This is a genomic window from Paenibacillus sp. SC116, assembly GCF_024733555.1.
Classification (GTDB): domain Bacteria; phylum Bacillota; class Bacilli; order Paenibacillales; family Paenibacillaceae; genus Paenibacillus_B.
In genome coordinates, this window is the sequence record NZ_JANIOF010000008.1 from 1 (window position 1) to 17,188 (window position 17,188).

Annotated in this window: 15 protein-coding genes; 11 read left to right on the top strand and 4 right to left on the bottom strand. The window is 46.3% G+C overall.

What is annotated here, in order from left to right; translation table 11 throughout:
* The 5 genes from rnhA to NQ117_RS22435 all read left to right on the top strand — a co-directional run.
* Positions 1-427, top strand: a 427-nt coding sequence (gene rnhA, locus NQ117_RS22415; RefSeq protein WP_258280250.1) for a ribonuclease HI, incomplete at its 5' end; no start/stop codon positions are given.
* A gap of 630 nt (positions 428-1,057) precedes the next feature.
* Entirely contained in the window at positions 1,058-2,743 is a 1,686-nt protein-coding gene (gene queG / locus NQ117_RS22420) for a tRNA epoxyqueuosine(34) reductase QueG (RefSeq protein WP_258280251.1), read from the top strand.
* Between the two features lie 155 nt (positions 2,744-2,898).
* Positions 2,899-3,108, top strand: a complete 210-nt coding sequence (locus NQ117_RS22425; RefSeq protein WP_258280252.1) for a YneF family protein — start codon at positions 2,899-2,901, stop codon at positions 3,106-3,108.
* Positions 3,109-3,172: 64 nt separating this feature from the next.
* Positions 3,173-3,766 (top strand): GTP cyclohydrolase I FolE, encoded by a 594-nt coding sequence (gene folE / locus NQ117_RS22430; protein ID WP_258280253.1) that lies wholly within the window; start codon positions 3,173-3,175, stop codon positions 3,764-3,766.
* Between the two features lie 167 nt (positions 3,767-3,933).
* Complete coding sequence (locus tag NQ117_RS22435) at positions 3,934-4,995, top strand: DUF7309 domain-containing protein (RefSeq protein ID WP_258280254.1); 1,062 nt, start codon at positions 3,934-3,936, stop codon at positions 4,993-4,995.
* 557 nt (positions 4,996-5,552) lie between these two features.
* Here NQ117_RS22435 and NQ117_RS22440 read toward each other — a convergent pair.
* Entirely contained in the window at positions 5,553-6,425 is an 873-nt protein-coding gene (locus NQ117_RS22440) for a LysR family transcriptional regulator (protein WP_258280255.1), read from the bottom strand.
* Between the two features lie 120 nt (positions 6,426-6,545).
* On the opposite strand from NQ117_RS22440, the gene NQ117_RS22445 reads away from it, so the two are divergent.
* The 5 genes from NQ117_RS22445 (at position 6,546) to NQ117_RS22465 (ending at position 12,674) form a co-directional block, all read left to right on the top strand.
* Positions 6,546-7,292, top strand: coding sequence for an ankyrin repeat domain-containing protein (locus tag NQ117_RS22445; protein ID WP_483874621.1), 747 nt, complete (start codon positions 6,546-6,548; stop codon positions 7,290-7,292).
* Between the two features lie 44 nt (positions 7,293-7,336).
* Positions 7,337-8,560: an amidohydrolase family protein gene (locus NQ117_RS22450; protein ID WP_258280257.1), complete on the top strand. Its 1,224-nt coding sequence runs from the start codon at positions 7,337-7,339 to the stop codon at positions 8,558-8,560.
* Positions 8,561-8,800: 240 nt separating this feature from the next.
* Positions 8,801-10,282: a sensor histidine kinase gene (locus tag NQ117_RS22455; protein ID WP_258280258.1), complete on the top strand. Its 1,482-nt coding sequence runs from the start codon at positions 8,801-8,803 to the stop codon at positions 10,280-10,282.
* The gene (locus NQ117_RS22460) at positions 10,279-10,968 is read left to right on the top strand and encodes a response regulator transcription factor (protein WP_258280259.1); all 690 of its coding nucleotides are present in this window, start codon (positions 10,279-10,281) and stop codon (positions 10,966-10,968) included. Before NQ117_RS22455 ends, NQ117_RS22460 begins: the two co-directional genes overlap by 4 nt.
* Before the next feature lie 185 nt (positions 10,969-11,153).
* A complete protein-coding gene (locus NQ117_RS22465) occupies positions 11,154-12,674 on the top strand; it encodes an S-layer homology domain-containing protein (RefSeq protein WP_258280260.1) in 1,521 nt (506 codons plus the stop codon).
* Between the two features lie 255 nt (positions 12,675-12,929).
* On the opposite strand, the gene NQ117_RS22470 is transcribed toward NQ117_RS22465, so the two are convergent.
* Together NQ117_RS22470 and NQ117_RS22475 are read right to left on the bottom strand one after the other, a co-directional pair.
* On the bottom strand, positions 12,930-13,790 hold the full coding sequence (locus tag NQ117_RS22470) for a DNA adenine methylase (protein WP_258280261.1): 861 nt from the start codon (positions 13,788-13,790) through the stop codon (positions 12,930-12,932).
* 129 nt (positions 13,791-13,919) lie between these two features.
* The gene (locus NQ117_RS22475) at positions 13,920-15,359 is read right to left on the bottom strand and encodes a Fe-Mn family superoxide dismutase (protein WP_258280262.1); all 1,440 of its coding nucleotides are present in this window, start codon (positions 15,357-15,359) and stop codon (positions 13,920-13,922) included.
* Between the two features lie 119 nt (positions 15,360-15,478).
* On the opposite strand from NQ117_RS22475, the gene NQ117_RS22480 reads away from it, so the two are divergent.
* A complete protein-coding gene (locus NQ117_RS22480; RefSeq protein ID WP_258280263.1) occupies positions 15,479-15,604 on the top strand; it encodes a hypothetical protein in 126 nt (41 codons plus the stop codon).
* A gap of 546 nt (positions 15,605-16,150) precedes the next feature.
* Here NQ117_RS22480 and NQ117_RS22485 read toward each other — a convergent pair.
* On the bottom strand, positions 16,151-17,173 hold the full coding sequence (locus tag NQ117_RS22485; protein ID WP_258280264.1) for an alpha/beta hydrolase: 1,023 nt from the start codon (positions 17,171-17,173) through the stop codon (positions 16,151-16,153).
* Between the last annotated feature and the right edge of the window lie 15 nt (positions 17,174-17,188).

The window sequence follows — 17,188 nt, forward strand, 5'->3', positions numbered from 1 at the left end:
CGTCTACACAGATGGCGCCTGCTCTGGGAACCCCGGTCCTGGAGGATGGGGCGCCGTTCTCCTTTATGGTGTGTATCGGAAAGAAATATCGGGCGGAGAAAAGCATACTACGAATAATCGCATGGAGATTCAGGCGGTCATTGAGGCATTGAAAGCGTTGAATGAACCTTGTCTCGTCAAGCTGTACAGTGATTCTGCTTATGTCGTGAATTGTTTTCAAAAGGGCTGGATCTATAACTGGATGAAAAATGGCTGGCGTACGAGCAAAGGGCTCGCTGTCGAGAATAAGGAATTGTGGCAGGAGCTATGGCAGCTGATGCGCAAGCATAAAGTCGAATATATTAAGGTTAAAGGCCATAGTGATAATGAGCTAAATAATCATTGTGACTTCCTGGCAAGAGAGGCGATTAAGCAGTTGGGCAAATGAGTGGTATGGACAAAAATGCAGTTATTTTACAAGCTCAGAGGCTTTAAATAGGTATATGGAGAAAAACAACTGTATTTTTGCGGATAATATCCCTAATAAGCACAATTTCAGATTAAATAACTGCATAATTGACGTTTTCTAAACGAGTAGCCTCCTTCCCACTAATGGAGCTCTGGTTCTCCCTAAAAGCGCAGCCGTTGGCTTTAGTGAGTGTTGGTTGATTGAGGAAACGAGTTAGAAACATAAAGTAGTTATGCTATTGCAGAGGCAATTGGAACTAGAGCATCATTCACTTTGTTAAGTTGTTGGCATTAGGATATGGATTCATAAAGGCTTCGAACCATAAGCAACGCCAACTGTCAGCTTTATCAACTGTATGATGAGACAGACATCAAGTAATACTTTGCTTGGTGTTTTTGGTAATCTCGTTATTACAGAAACACACATTGATCCAAACCGTACTTTAACGTTATCATTAGTAAGGTTACAATAAGGTGTCGACAAGACGTCGAATATTTAGATAACTGACTTCAAATATAGAGATAGAAATCATATAATCTTAGCATCTAGGCATTTTGATTGAATTTGTAATGATAGATGTGAAATATAAGTAGAAGGAGGGGGCGTGAAATGCCTCGTGCGAATTGGCATGAGCCTGAGACGGCAGAACGTTGGGCATCCTTGAAACAAGACATCATTGAAGCAGCGTCGTCCTTAGGTATTGACCAAGTCGGGTTTACGACGGCAGATCCGTTTCTTTCTTTAAAAGAAAGGCTACAAACCTCGATTGATCGTGGCTATGCCTCGGGATTCGAGGAACCGGATTTGGACAAGCGAACGACACCGCGTCTGCTAATGTCGGAAGCACGGTCGATTATCGCGATTGCTGTCGCGTATCCGTCTAAGCTACCGGAGTCGCCGCTGAAGTCGGAGCCTGGGCAATATCGCGGGATGTTTGCCCGCACCGCATGGGGGACGGATTATCACCATGTGCTGCGTGATCGCTTGCAGAAGCTGGAGGCGTTTATTCGCGAGCGCGTGCCTGAACCGGAGCTGCAATTTAGAAGTATGGTCGACACAGGCGAGCTGTGTGACCGCGCTGTTGCAGAGCGGGCTGGCATTGGCTTTAGCGGCAAGAACTGTTTAATTATCTCGCCGCAATATGGATCGTGGATCTATCTCGGTGAGATGATCACGAATATTCCATTTCCGCCGGACCATGCGATTACGGAGGACTGCGGCGAATGTACGCGCTGCTTGGATGCTTGTCCGACAGGAGCCCTTGTTGGACCTGGCCAGATGAACGCAAAGCGCTGCATTTCGTTCTTAACGCAGCTCAAGGAGCCGATTGCTGGTGACTTGATGGCGAAGATGGGGAATCGGCTGTACGGTTGTGATACGTGCCAGGTCGTATGCCCGAAAAATAAGGGCTTCAACTGGACACATCATCCTGAAATGCAGCCAGACCCCGCGGCGGTTAAGCCGCTCTTAGTACCGATGTTGGAGCTGTCCAACCGCGAGTTCCGCGATCAGTTCGGCATGAGCGCCGCCGCATGGCGCGGGAAGAAGCCGATACAGCGCAATGCGATGGTGGCGCTGGGCAACTTCCGTGATCGCAGTGCAGTGCCTGCGCTCACGGAAGTGTTAAACGCCGAAGCGCGCGCAGAGCTGCGCATCACGGCGGCATGGGCACTTGGCCGCATCAGTGGAGCGGCCGCGATCGAAGCGCTCGCGAAGGCATTGCCGCGCGAGCAGGATGAGGAGGTGCGTCAGGCTATGCGCGACGCAATAGAGGAAGCGAAGGCGGCGCCAGAGCCGTTGTACGTACAAGAGATGGAATCCCCAATCGGTACATTGACATTGTGCGCTACGCTGGATGGTCTTTGTGCCATCGAGTTCGGCTCCGTATTGGAACGTTCGGATGCGATCCAAGCGTGGGCGGCTAAAGCAATCGGCAAAGTAACGATGCAGCGTCATCCAGAGCGCTTGAAGGAAGCGAAGCTTCAGTTGGGTGAGTACTTCCGAGGGGAGCGCAAGCAGTTCGACCTTAAGATCGATATGCGTGGCGGGACGCCGTTCCAACGTGAAGTATGGACAGCTCTGTGCGATATTCCTTACGGCGAAACTTGCTCGTATAAGCATATCGCAGAGGCAGTAGGTCGCCCTAAGGCAGTTCGTGCGGTAGGCGGAGCGAACAATCGCAATCCACTGCCAGTAGTCATTCCATGTCATCGCGTCATTGGTGCGGGTGGAGCACTTGTCGGTTATGGCGGCGGTTTAGGTATAAAAGAAAAGTTGCTTTCCTTAGAAAATTGACGAATTTTGTCTGATTTCCGGGTAAACAAGAAAAAAATGGAACTAAGTTCAATTGTAAAGAAACGGCAGACATGCTATCATAATGGCTAATGTAATGGTAGAATTATGGTTAGTGCATAAAAGTAAGAATATAAATGCTGGGGTGACGACGTAACATGTGGACAACCATTTTCATTATCCTTGCGCTAATTATCGGCATTGTCATTGGATTTGCCGCTGGCGTATTCTACTTGCGTAAGCAAATGGAGAAAATGCAGACTGATCCGCAGATGCTGCAAAAGATGGCCAAGCAAATGGGCTATAACTTGAATGGCAAGCAGATGCAAAAAGCACAGCAAATGATGAAAAACAAGAAAATGAGATAATCGGCCATCCTCTAAACGCAATTAACGGAGATAGAGATGGAGCGGCTGGAGGAAGGGGCCATTTATGGCAGGCGTGAAAGATTACCTTAATACGCAAGTTGGCGATAACCGAGAGCGAATCGAGCATCATGTGAAAGAAATCTTGAAGCTCATTGGTGAAAATGTGGAGCGTGAAGGATTGTTGGATACTCCTGCACGCGTGACGAGAATGTATGAGGAAATCTTCTCTGGCTATCAGGTAGATCCTCGCGATGTGCTCGGCGTTACCTTTGACGAACAGCATGAAGAACTTGTCATCGTCAAAGATATCACGTATTATAGCCAATGCGAGCACCATATGGCGCCGTTCTTCGGTAAAGTTCATATCGGGTACGTTCCAAGCGGCAAGATTGCTGGTTTGAGCAAGTTTGCTCGACTGGTTGACGCGATTACGCGTCGCTTGCAAGTGCAGGAACGGATTACATCCGAAATTGCAGATATAATGGATGAAGTGCTTCAACCACAAGGTGTTATGGTCGTTGTGGAAGGGGAGCACTTGTGCATGTGCGCACGCGGCGTGAAGAAGCCGGGCAGCAAGACGGTAACGTCTGCGGTTCGTGGTAGCTTCCGTAGTGATGCAGCACAGCGCGCGGAATTCTTATCGCTGTTGCGACAGTAGACTTGGGTTTAATGATGGAGGAAGAACCCGTTCCGGGCATGGAACGGGTTCTTCTTGCTCATAGACAGGAAGGTTTCGTAGGAAGCACACGACATCGTCGCGTTCTTCGTGCGAAGCCTTCGATGGTACGATCCGGTAGGCAACGAAGAAGGAGGAATTTTGAACTCATGACAGTGAAACAAGTGGAAGAGAATAGTGTAGAACAAGAACAGGTACTTACGGAAGAACAAGCTGAATTGACACGTATGTATGAAGCAGCGACAGCTTATAAGAAGTTGTCTCCTTGGAAGTGGATGTCCGATAATACGGTATTCGCAATTAGAAATCCTGAAGACGAAGAGATGGGCTATTGCAGTATTATGGGCACAAGCGAATCTTTGTTTGGATTGGCTTTGTTCCGTGGTGCAGAGGGCTTGGAAAGCTTGAATAACATGCTGCTAGAGCGCGATGAGCGCTACGCATGGTTGCACCGTCAAAAGTGCATGATGGTAACGTATGAAGACCGTGCAGATATCGAGAAGCGCGACTGGCAAGAAATTAAGGATTTGGGCTTCAGCTTCCGTGGTAAAAATGCATGGCCGATGTTCCGTGCTTTCGACCCAGGTCTTGTACCTTGGACATTGAACCGTGAGCAAGTTCGCTTCATGACAACAGCACTTGAGCAAGCGATGATCGTAGCAGAGCGAGTGAAAAAAGATGCGGATACACTTGTAGCACCGCGTTCTGGACAAGTGCTGGTACGTGAACTGGAAAACGGTACATGGAAAGATACATGGAGAGATCCGGACTTTATTCTTAAGCGTCCTGTTAAAGTTATGTGTGAAGATCAAGCTCGCCTAAATGATATTATGGAGCGCTTCCCGAACAAAAAAGGGCATTGGGAGACAGAGTTCTTCTTTGCTCCTGTAGCGGTTCAAGGTGAATCTGACCGTCCTTACTATCCACGACTGTGCCTGTGGGTAGACCGTTTGGCGCGTCAAGCTGTAGGCTTCCACTTGTCTTATGACGATAACTATGAGCAGGAGTTCCTGAACCATTTCCTTCAATTGATCGAAGAAAAAGGCACTCGTCCGCAAAAGCTTATCATTCGTACGAACGATACAGTGGACTTGCTTGAAAAGACAGCACAGCGAATGAAGATCAAGATCGAGCGCGAGCCGAAGCTTGTTTATTTGGAAGAGGCACGTGATGATTTGTTCGAGTACTTCATGAAAAATGACAAGAAATAATAGATAGATTTATTCGCTATTCCACTTTGCTTGTGTGTAAAGCTGGATGCGAATCTACAAAAAATCGCTTTTCTTTTCCCTATCAATATGGGGAGGAAGAAAGGCGATTTTTTTATTCAATTAAATTTGTTAGAGTAGCAATTTCTAGTGAGCAGTCCTCGAACGTAGAATTGAAAAGAAGTAAGTAAGCGATTTTAATGAAATAGTAGACAATATTAACTGGCGTGAATTCCTGCTAAAGTGCATGTGTTTAGGCCGAAAATGGCTATATTAGGGAAATGGGTGCATATGTGCATCCTTTAGCTGCATAATCGCAACAATTCCAGAAGTAGCTGTCCCGTATATTTATTAAGGCTGGCAGGGAATGATCTGCTCCATTCCTATTTAAAATGCAAATCTCCCACCTTTTACAGAAAGATGGGAACGAATCAAGATGTAACGATTATCGACAGGCTTCTGCTCCAGCCAACTTTCCAATGAAAACTGGGTCGATTTCCAGTTATAAGATTGTGTGTAGATATGAGTAGATATAATTAATCAACAAACCTTTGCGCATGTTACTGGCGATAGTGGACTTGGCACAAGTCTATAAAATGCTGGGCTGCTTTAGAGAGATAACGATTTTTCAGCCATATTAATACAGATGCCGAGGTTGAATCTTCTATTTTCACAGTTTGAACCTGAAATCCAGGATGCATATGAAGCACAGTCTCTGGTATGATCGTTGAGGCAAATCCAGATTGAACAAGATTCATAAGCAATGCTATGTCCGAACATTCACCGATAACATTCGGTGCTATGTCTCTCCCCGCAAATTGTTCCATAATTAAGCTGTGCACACCAAGCCCCTGGGTACTCGGTAAAATGAGGGGCACTTCTCGCAGCTGCTGCCATAGATCACTGCTTGTACAAATGTTTTGTGTACTGGTTACAAAGCATAGTGACTCTTTTCGCAGCGGCATAACAGTGAACTCTTCCAGATTAAGAGGATAACGGATAATGGCGATTTCAATTGCTCGTTCCTTGACCATTTTACACAGCTGAGCGGATTCATTTTGCTGTATTTTATAAGTGATTTTCGGATATTTATCGCGAAAGGTTTGTAGTAGTTTCGGAAGAACGTTATCCGATAGCGTATTTACACCAAACGCTAATTGACCACGAATTCCGCTGCCGATTTCTTTAACCTCAATCTCACTCTCTTCCATGAACTGGACGATTCGAAGTGCATGTTCATATAGCGATTGTCCAGCGCTAGTCAGCTCGATCCCGGAGCGATGGCGCTTAACCAATTGGACATTAAGTTCTTGCTCAAGCTGCTTTAGCTGTTGGCTGAGCGGTGGCTGCGCCATGCGGAGCTTGGCAGCTGCTCCAGTAATTGTCCGCTCTTCTGCGATGGCAATAAAATATCTAAGTTGTCTAATATCCACAGTAAGCGCAACACTCCTCCCATACTCAATTCATATACAAAAGTAACTATATCAATATTTTTCATATATTTTGTTCCATGGTAGCATAAATAGCATTACCAAGAAAAGGCGAGGTGAAGCATCATGTTACGAGCTTTTACTATCGTATTATCCGGAATTGTGCTGATGGGCTGTTCAAGCGAGCCGTCTCAACAAGAGACTGCAAATTCCGTATCCTCCGAACAGGCTCATAAACAAGAGCCATCTCCTTCGAAGACGGGCAATGAAAAGGTCTTGAATGAAGCATTGTTGGCTGCAGCTGAACAAGGAGAAACAGCAGAAGTGCTTAAACATCTTAAAAACGGTGCGGACATCAACACGAGAGATAAGGATGGTCGTACACCTGTTATGTTGGCGACCGTTGGCAATCATCTTGTGACGGTTAAGGTCCTGTTAGATCGTGGTGCTGATGTTAACATTCAAGATGAGCGTAAAGACAACCCATACTTGTATGCTGGTGCAGAAGGGTTAACGGAAGTGCTCAAGCTGGCGATCGAAGCGGGTGCAGATACAAAACTTACGAACCGCTATGGCGGTACCGCGCTTATTCCGGCAGCGGAACATGCACATTTAGATGTTATTGAATACTTAGTACAGCATTCGGCTGTAGATATTAATCATGTTAACAATCTTGGCTGGACGGCACTGATGGAAGCAATTGTGCTGGGCAGTGGAGGAGAAGAACACCAGCGAGTGGTGGGAATGCTTATTCAGCATGGAGCTGATGTAAATATTCCAGATATAGATGGTGTATCGGCATTAGAACATGCGAAATCCAGGGAGTTCGATGAGATTACACAGATACTGGTTGCGGCAGGTGCAAAATAGAAGGTTAAAACTCTCAATTTTTCAGTCACTAGGAGGAAGATAGAATGAATGCATCGACGTATTGGCTAACGAATGTTTTGTTAGAAGTAGCTTTTGAAAAAGAGCAAGACGTGGTCGTAGGGACACAGACAGCACTACATCATATCCAAGTCAAAGAAGGCGTAATTGCTGACATTATTGCTGTGGGCCAATTGCCAGATGACGGGATTCCACATGTGGATGCCAAAGGTCTGCTTATGCTGCCGTCATTCAAGGAGATGCACATTCATATCGATAAAACGTATTATGGTGGGCCATGGAAAGCGGTACGGCCAGCTACAAGTATCTTCGATCGGTTGGCAGAGGAACAAGTCATTCTTAAGCAGCAGCTGCCTACTGTGAAGGAGCGAGCTGCTAAAATGCTCGACTTGCTGCTTGGTCATGGAGCGACGCATATTCGAACACATGTTAACGTCGATCCGATTGTTGAGACAAAAAATATGGAACTAACGCTGCAAGTACTTAGCGATTACGCTGGCAAGCTGACAGCAGAGAGTGTTGCTTTTCCGCAGCATGGGCTGCTTAAGTCTTCGTCTGTAGATCGAGTGAAGGGCGCGATGAGACTCGGAGCTACTCATGTTGGAGCTGTCGATCCAGCCGTTGTCGATGATAACATCGAGATGTCCTTAGCTACGTTAATGGATATTGCGGTTGAGTTTGATGCAGGTATCGATTTGCATTTGCATGAGCGCAATCAACTAGGACTATATACGATGAACAAGCTCGCTGATCTGACTGAAGAAGCAGGATGGCAAGGTCGTGTAACAGTGAGTCATGCCTTCGGATTCGCAGGTCCTGTAACGAAAGCGGCAGAGCAGTTGGCTGAACGTTTTGCTGAGCTAGGTATATCCATCTCGTCTACGGTACCAATCGGAGCGGTACAGATGCCAATTCCAATGCTGCGTGAAAAAGGAGTGCTTGTTGAGCTTGGAAATGACAGCATTACTGATCACTGGTCACCGTTTGGAACAGGGGATATGCTGGAAAAGGCTAATCGAATGGCAGAATTGTATGGTTATGCGGATGAATATTCATTATCCCGTGCGCTTACTTGCATTACAGGAGGTGTCACTCCGCTGGATAATGACGGGAAGCAGGTATGGCCTGTTCAGGGAGTCCTTGCAGATGCAGTATTCGTAAAGGCTAGCTGTTCAGCTGAGGCAGTTGCTCGTCGTTCGGATCGCCGCGCAGTTATGTTTATGGGACAAGTAGTAGCTGGAACATTATAGTTGGTAGGCAATAATTGACGTAGTCTAAAAGTTTCTAAAGGTTCAGAGGTTCATGGGTGCTAAATAGATGTCTAAATCGACGTCTAAATAGATGCAAACATACAGGGAGCGGCTTAGCCGCTCCTTTTCGATATCTAGGGGTAGAAGATAAATGTACTGTACAAGCGCTATCCAGTTATCTTAGTATCTTTAGATAAACGAACAGATAAAATACAGGATAGCTATAGAAGAGGTGATCGAATGACGATACGACTACGCTTGTTGTTGTCTTATACAGCGATGCTCATGACAACAGTCATTATGTTTGCTATCGCTGCAGTGCTTATTACGGTAGCGTTGACGGGTGATATACGGAGCTTAAAGGACTTTTACCAAATCCACTATTCCATTCGGCCGCTTACCGAGCAGGAAGAGACATTGTATCAAGATTTGAAATATATAGCGAAAAACAATCCGGACCAGCTCACAGATGAGAAGCTATTACAGGAATATGATTTCGAGCTTCGGAAAAAACAAGCAGGGCTTCATGTGCGAAAAGGAAATGACACGGTATTTTTATCGGGCATATGGAATGATCCCAATCTGACGCAGGCACTGCCAGCCTATGATCCTACTAATGTGAAGCTTCGCAATACGGTGAACGTAGATAATCGATTCTACGCGTACATGAAATTTGATTTTACATTTTTAGATGGACAGCCGGGCGGCATGTATGTCATTCGAGAGTTAAGCCCGTATACAGCATTGACGCAAAATTTATTTCCGGTGCTAATTGGATTGTTGTTCGTCATTATTGCGGTGGCAAATGGACTCTTATACTACTTTGTCACGAGAAGCATAACAAGACCGCTTGGGCGTCTTCGTGAATCCGCTGAGAAAATTCGGGATGGGGATCTGAATTTCCAGATTGCGTCCAGCTCGAATGATGAAGTTGGACAGCTTAGTCAAGCATTTGAAGATATGAGGCAGCGATTAAAGGAGTCGATAGATCTTCAACTGCAGTATGAGGACAATCGCAAGCAGCTTATTGCGAACATTTCGCATGATTTAAAAACACCGCTGACGACGATCAAAGGATATATCGAGGGGATACGTGACGGAGTGCCGGATACACAGGAGAAAATGGACAAGTACACAGGTACGATTTTTTCCAAAGTTGTTCATATGGATCAGATGATTGATGAATTGTTCCTGTTCTCGAAACTAGACTTGAAGCGACTGCCATTCACGTTCGAAGAGGTAGATCTCGCATCATTCCTTAGAGACTGTGTAGATGAATATAAGTTGGATCTGATGAGTAGAGGCATTGAGATTGAGTTGAGTGAGTCTGAGTCTAGGACACGTCCTATTATCGCTAAGGTAGATCGTGAGAAATTAATGCGCACGATGAATAACATCATTAGCAATTCGATTAAGCATATGGACAAAGAACACAAAAGAATCGAGATTCGTTATGAGTCGCATCCAATTGACAATACGGTAACGGTTGCGATTTCGGACAATGGTACAGGTATCGAATCTGAGGCGGTACCGTTTATTTTCGATCGGTTCTACTGCGCTGATCCTTCCCGCACGCAAGGCGGCAGTGGTCTCGGACTTGCCATCGCGAAGCAAATTGTTCAGGGACATGGTGGGGAGATTTGGGCAGATAGTGAGCAGGGAGAAGGCACAGTTATCACTTTTACCTTGCAGCGAATACGTAGACAGGAGGGCTCTGTATGAAATCGATTCTGATTATTGAAGATGAGCCGAGCATTGCCGAGCTGCAAAAGGATTACTATGAACTGAGCGGCATGCAGGCGGATATTTGCCACGATGGAGAAGAGGGGCTAAAGCGTGCTTTGGAGGGCGACTATGATCTCATCGTGCTGGATCTGGCCTTGCCGAAGCGGGATGGCTATGAAATTTGCAAGCAAATTCGAGCGGTAAAGGAAATACCAATCTTGATGGTATCCGCTAAAAAAGAAGAGGTCGATAAAATTAGGGGCCTCCATCTAGGTGCAGACGACTACATTACGAAACCGTTTAGTCCAAGTGAGCTCGTAGCACGGGTTAAGGCACATTTAGGTCGCTATGAGCGGCTAACAGGCAAGCAGCAGCCAGCAACAGATGAGATTCGAATTCGCGGATTACTTATTGATAAAGTATCGCGTCGCGTATATGTGAATGGACAGGAAGCGGTTATGACGACGAAGGAGTTCGACCTGTTAACGCATATGGCGACCCATCCCAATCGGGTATTTAGCAAAGAGCAGTTGTTTGATCAATTGTGGGGCTTTGACTCGATTGGCGATATTTCCACCGTGATCGTACACATACGGCGCATTCGCGAGAAGATCGAGCTGGATCCATCTAATCCACAATATATCGAGACCATTTGGGGAGCGGGCTATCGCTTTAATGTGTAATGGGATATGTAATGGAATGTGCAAAGTTTAGTGTAGAGTTTAACGAATGGAACGATTTGAAGATGCAATCCGTTATTTAATCTTTTGTTAATCTTTTGTTCAGTATGAGTTTCTTTTTCCTCTGTAAAGTGGTTGTTAGACGCATTACAACGACAAGACACTTTACACTTAAGGAGGAAGAACCTATGACACCAAATACAAAGAAGGTTGCTGCTTTCGTAGTAGCGGCAACAATTATTACTGGATATGCAGGGCCATTGGCAGTTCCTGCACAGGCAGCTTCTACTAAGGTTGCTCTTACTAAGGCAGTGGCTGTTAGCTTCAAGGATCTTTCACAAGATAGTGAATACGCACAAGCGATTCAAGCAATGATCGAGCAAAAGGTCATCGCAGGATATAAAGATAACACGATTAAGCCTAACCAACACGTGAATCGTGCCGAGCTGGCGAAGATGGTCGTACTCGCTCTTGAATTGGAGCAGGCAACTGCTGGCGAAGATGATGGTTATGCTGATGTCGCTCCAGGACAATGGTTCCATCGCTATGTAGCTACATTGACAAAGAACGGTGTTCAAGTGGATTCCGATAAATTCCAACCACGTAAACAAGTGACACAGCAGGAATTGGTCAATATGCTAGCTAATGTTTTGGAAAAAGACGGAGATGAAATCCAAGCTTGGATTAGCGACTATGCGGGCAACAAGCATGTGACGCGTGCACAAGTTGCTCAAGTGCTTTACCAAGCACAGCTAGCGAAGTCTTCTGAGACAGTTATCACGAACATTACACCGTTGAACTCTGTTACACTTCAAGTAACCTTCTCGAAGCCGCTGACACCAGAAGAAGTGAACCTAGATAATGCATCTAAGAACTTCGTGTTCAACAACGATTTGAAAATTGTGAACGTACCGCAGTTGAAAACAGGTGCAACTCAAACGTACATCGTGCCGACGACAACTCAAAAAGCAGGCACATCTTATACATTGAAGTATCGCGATGAAAAAGCAGTTAGCTTTACAGGAACAGCTGAGAAAATTCAACTTAGCAGCGTGGAGCAAGTAACAAACGATACGGTTCAAGTAATATCTAATCGTGCAGATGGCGTTGTTGACTATGGCTATGTGATTGCAGCATACCGCAATGGCCGTGGTGCGTTGGCTATGCAGTTGGATGAAAATAACCGTGCGAATGGCGTAACATATGAAATCATTCCATCTTTGCGCAGCCGTACAGCGACATTGACGCCAAACAATGGTGGCGCAGTTATTACAGCGAACTATGTACCATTCACACAGTCTACAGATGGTCGTCAAGCACCTAAGTTCCGTCTACCACAAGGTACGACGCTACAGCCAGGCGTTACTTACACGATTACATCTGACTGGATGGAAGTGAAGAATGCAACGTTCACAGCTGCTCAAATTGCACCATTGGCATTGCAATCTGCGAAGCCGGTATCTCCAACCTCGTTGGAAGTGACATTGGTAGCAGATCCAAAAGATGAGCTCTTGGCAGGTCGCAGTGTAACCCTGACAGCAGCAGATGGCAGTCAACTAACAGCTACGTACAAGTTCTCTTCACGTAAGGGAGCAACAGGTACATTCGATATCGCTAACAACGGCCAATTGAAGCCAGGCACGACGTACACGGTAACAGCTGTGAACGGTTGGGCAACAGCGAATCAAGTAACAGTAGCGGCACAATAATACAACTCAGATATAACTCTATTTACGCACAAACGAACACACTTATAGTAACCCCTTCCTTCATCTTATAAGTGACCTTTTTATACAAAGAGGCTATAGCGTTTTCCGGATTGATTTCGGGAAGCCTGTAGCCTCTTTTTGCGTGACACAGTAGAGAACATATCACTAAGCTGTGAAAGGGAATGAGCTGATGAGAGTGCATATCTATTGTCTATTGTAGGTACGAGTTAAAAGATAATCGCTGTGAAGTATGTCTTAGAAGGAATAGGCTGAGGAGCGTGAATGGGTGTCGTAGTTGACGACGACAACTTCATTGACACCGCCGCGAGCAGTACCTTTGGAGTTAATTAGGCGTTTGGCATGGACTTGATGGATGTGATAGTTGCGGTATAAGTCGGTGATGAACTCGGTGGCGTGGTTGGAAAGCATGACGTATACACCTTTTTGATCTAGCTCTTTATATAGTTCGGCAAGTCTGCGTTGTTCTTCTCGCGTAAATCCTCCCTTGGCATAGGATGTGAAAGATGCGGTGGGTGAGAGTGTATCATAGGGCGGATCGAAGTAAACAAAATCTCCTGCTTTTGCTTGGGTTACCGCCGCAGCATAATCTCCATGACGAATCTGGATCTTATTGCGGTTTACATACCGGGAAAAGGCACGTACTTTATGTTCCTGCACGATATTTGCCTGCTTGTACTTCCCATACGGCACGTTAAACTTGCCACGGCTATTTACACGATATAGACCGTTAAAGCATGTCCGATTTAAATAAATCGTCCGTGCAGCACGTTCAATAGGGGTGAGTAACGCATAAGTATCCTCCTCCCTATCCCAACTGCGGACTTCATAATAATGAGCCTCTGAGTTGACGTGTCCGCTGAGAGTGGCAATTAAGGCTTCTGGATCGTGTTGAATCATTCGATATACATTGATTAAGTCTTCATTAACATCATTAATTACGGCAGCTTGGGGCTTTAACGAAAGGAGCATGGCCGCTCCTCCTACGAATGGCTCGTAGTAGGTACATGTGGACCCATCCAATTGCGGCAGTTGATTGTGTAGATGATGAAGTATTTGCCGTTTGCCCCCGGCCCATTTTAGGATCGGCTTGAGCACAGGCTTTCTCCTTCCATAATAGCTTGGTATAGGGGATCGTCCCTTAGCATGAGCGAGCATATACTAAGGGACGAACATCTGTTTACCTATTTTAACCAAGTAAATACAAGGAATCAAGACATCATTAGGTTAAAATGGAGCCCATTTCAATTGACGTGCTTTCAAATAACGTTCATTAACAGCAGGCCAATACACGACGTTCCACCAGTCTTTAATATAATCAGCGCGTTTGTTCTGATGTTTCAAGTAGTAAGCGTGTTCCCACACATCGAGCACGAGCAGCGGGATAACATCCCATTGGGATAGGTTCTGGTGTTTCTCTGCTTGGAGAATTTCCAAGCGACGGCTGCGAGGGCTCCAGACGAGGATGGCCCAGCCGCCTCCTTCTACCTTTTCAGCTGCTTTGGAAAATTGCTGCTTGAAGGCTTGGTAGCTTCCGAAGTCCTGTTCAATTTGGCGTCTTAGATCGCCCTGAGGTTCGCCTCCGCCTTTCGGACTCATTACGTCCCAAAAGATCGTATGCAAATAATGTCCTGCCCCGTTGAACGCCAAATCGCGCTCTAGCGCTTTGATCTGATCGAAGTTGCCAGTGCGGCGTGCTTCGACTAGAGCCAGCTCTGTTTTGTTCAAGTCATCGACATACGCCTTGTGATGGATGTCGTGGTGGATTTGCATCGTTTTCGTATCAATGTACGGCTCTAGTGCATTGTAAGGGTAGGGAAGTGGCGGCAAGCGATGCCCGCCTGGAGGCACGTATACATTATCTGCTGGACGTGCCTCTTCTGGAGCCGCTTGGCGCAGCTGCTGCTCCACAGCAGCGTCTGCGGCTGCCACTAGCGAAGCGCCCGCCGCAGCTTGCGGCGCATATGGCGTGCCGTGCTGGCCCGCCGCAGCTTGCGGTGTGTAAGGCGTGCCGTGCTGCATCGTCGCAGCTTGTGGAGCGTAAGGCGTGCCGTGTTGGCTCGCCGCAGCGCTGCTAGGCGGGCGCCCGCTATGCGGCGGAATGGCTTCGCCCGCCGCAAAAGCCTGTGACAGCGGCCTGCTGCCTATGGCCGCTGTCACATCATTAGGCCTAACAGCGGCTGAAACGTACGCCGCAGTGGGGCCTTGCTCGTGCGCCGCAGCGTTCACTTGCGCTTCGGCGAGCGGGGTGCTCGTCAGCGACTTGGTCACGCTGACGAACACGTATGATTCGCGCACGACGTGGGCGCATAGAAGCGGTGCGGCTGACGTGTGCCGCACCCCTTGGCTGAACTGCTTCATATGTTCCAACTGCTGAATAAAATGCTCTGATTGGTGGACGGAAGCGCCTAGCAGCTGATCGATCTGTGTCAGCAAGGAGGTGTCCCATCGTCTATCTGAGCTTATGCAGTTGTGCAGCCAGCCGCGCGCCGTCTCCTCCGTCTTAGCAAAGACGTGCTCCCATTCAGTTAGCACCTGATGGAAGTTTGGTTCTAACTCTGGAACAACGCTGCGAATGAGCACAGCATGTTCCTTCTCTTGGCTTTTCCAGTCTTGAATCGCTTCCAATATTCGAATCGGCATGTAAGGACCGTAAATTAGCAGCATGGCATTCCTCCTCAACCACACGTGATGCGTTCACGGCTATTTATATGAGGATAAAAGGTTGGACTATAACAATGATAATGTTATCGATATGCTTGGGCATGACTAAGGGATGGTGGGAGATGAAAAAAAGCCGTCGTGGAGCAGCATCATTTTCTCGAAATCCTCCAGATGAGTGCATCAATTATGATGGTGTGGACAAAAGTACAGCTATTTTAAGCGAAAAACGCCATTTTGCAGTAGATTAGGACAAAAGTGCAGTTATTTTTTTCCGAATAGGCACTATACATGGGAAAGGAAACAAAATAAATGTATTTTTGACGTTAATAGTCTAAATAAGCACATTTACAGATTAAATAACTGCAGATTTGTCGCAAATCGAACAAGCGGCTTATCCACTGATGCAGAATTAGAGCTAGTCGAACAAGGGGCTTTTCCACTAATGCAGAATTAAAGCTAATCGAACAAGGAGCTATTCCGCTAATGCAGAATTGGCACTCATCCAAACTAGGAGCCTCCCACTAATGCAGCTTTGTCTACTATTGTCTACTTTCGCCTAAAAAGTACTGCCGAATGGTTACATATGAGCGAGCGATAAGCAAAGTTTTATTGCAAGAGCAACTTGAAGCGGAGTAAATATACGCTCGGTTCATTTGAACGCTTATTCATTTGATACATAAATATGACGCTGTATGAAATTTTTGACGCTTGATTTAAATGTTGATTCGATTAAATATAATAAAAAATCCCTTCCTAATTTAGGAAAGGGACTGATATTAATGTCAGGCCTGTGGTTACCGCTGAGCTGTAAGCTGCGTATCACGCTCGGCAGACGACTCCAAAAACTGTGCTACTTTGCGTAAATACGTTTTGCTATCTTCTCGATAGATGAGCTCATGGTGAGCACCGTCTACGATCCAAGAGCTTGAGAGAGCAGGATCCTGATTGCTAGCAATTTGCTCCGCAATTGTATAAGGAGCCTTTGTATCTGCTGTTCCATGAATGAAGAAGGTTGGAATCGAATACTGATGTGCCTTTACTTCATCATAGGGAATTTGCTGTAAACTCGTATCGTTCAGCAGCGGGAACATCATGCGTAATACATTTAGCGATGGCTCTTTTGGAAGATTTACAAACTGCTGCAAATTATGATAGAGCGTATCCGGCTCTAATAAGAACATGCTGTCCAGCACCATGGCATCGATATCATTGCTAATCAAGCTCGCTTGAAGTGCAGTACCAGCTCCCATAGAGAAGCCCCATACAACGATATGATCCGAACCGCGCTTTTTCGCTAACTCAACTGCTCCGAGAAGCTGTTCTTTCTCCAGCCTCCCGCCCGTTGCTTTTGTCTTATGGTTGGTTGAAGCAAAGCCATAATCGAACATAATGACGTTATAGCCGAGACGTTGAGCGAAATGGGCTAAGTCATACATAGGTACCCAGTATTCCTCGCGATTCGCTCCATAGCCATGGCTCAATATAATCGTCTTCTTGGATGTGGAGCTTGCTGGAATGTACCATCCTTCTACAAGTGTATGCTGATCACGCGCAGGGAAAGTCACATTTTCATATTGAAGTCCTTTCGCTGTCATAGGATTCGCAAACAGCGGAGGAACTTGAGGGTTAGCGAACATCCAAGCAATAAAGCCATGCAGGGCTAAAAAGATGACAACTACTGTGAACACAGCGGATAACAGCAAGGCGATGAGTATATGTTTCAACTTCACGCGCTTCATTCGAGCGGGTATTGCTGGCTCGATAGGAGCAATCCAATCGGGCTGGATGTTTGGGGTTGATATCATAGGTGAACTCATGGTGGATGCCTCCTT

Coding starts and splice junctions, on each gene's coding strand:
- NQ117_RS22475 (WP_258280262.1), bottom strand. CDS start 15,359: ATGCTGCTAATTTACGGTCCTTACATGCCGATTCGAATATTGGAAGCG.
- NQ117_RS22450 (WP_258280257.1), top strand. CDS start 7,337: ATGAATGCATCGACGTATTGGCTAACGAATGTTTTGTTAGAAGTAGCT.
- NQ117_RS22480 (WP_258280263.1), top strand. CDS start 15,479: ATGAAAAAAAGCCGTCGTGGAGCAGCATCATTTTCTCGAAATCCTCCA.
- queG (WP_258280251.1), top strand. CDS start 1,058: ATGCCTCGTGCGAATTGGCATGAGCCTGAGACGGCAGAACGTTGGGCA.
- NQ117_RS22435 (WP_258280254.1), top strand. CDS start 3,934: ATGACAGTGAAACAAGTGGAAGAGAATAGTGTAGAACAAGAACAGGTA.
- NQ117_RS22425 (WP_258280252.1), top strand. CDS start 2,899: ATGTGGACAACCATTTTCATTATCCTTGCGCTAATTATCGGCATTGTC.
- NQ117_RS22465 (WP_258280260.1), top strand. CDS start 11,154: ATGACACCAAATACAAAGAAGGTTGCTGCTTTCGTAGTAGCGGCAACA.
- NQ117_RS22485 (WP_258280264.1), bottom strand. CDS start 17,173: ATGAGTTCACCTATGATATCAACCCCAAACATCCAGCCCGATTGGATT.
- folE (WP_258280253.1), top strand. CDS start 3,173: ATGGCAGGCGTGAAAGATTACCTTAATACGCAAGTTGGCGATAACCGA.
- NQ117_RS22455 (WP_258280258.1), top strand. CDS start 8,801: ATGACGATACGACTACGCTTGTTGTTGTCTTATACAGCGATGCTCATG.
- NQ117_RS22460 (WP_258280259.1), top strand. CDS start 10,279: ATGAAATCGATTCTGATTATTGAAGATGAGCCGAGCATTGCCGAGCTG.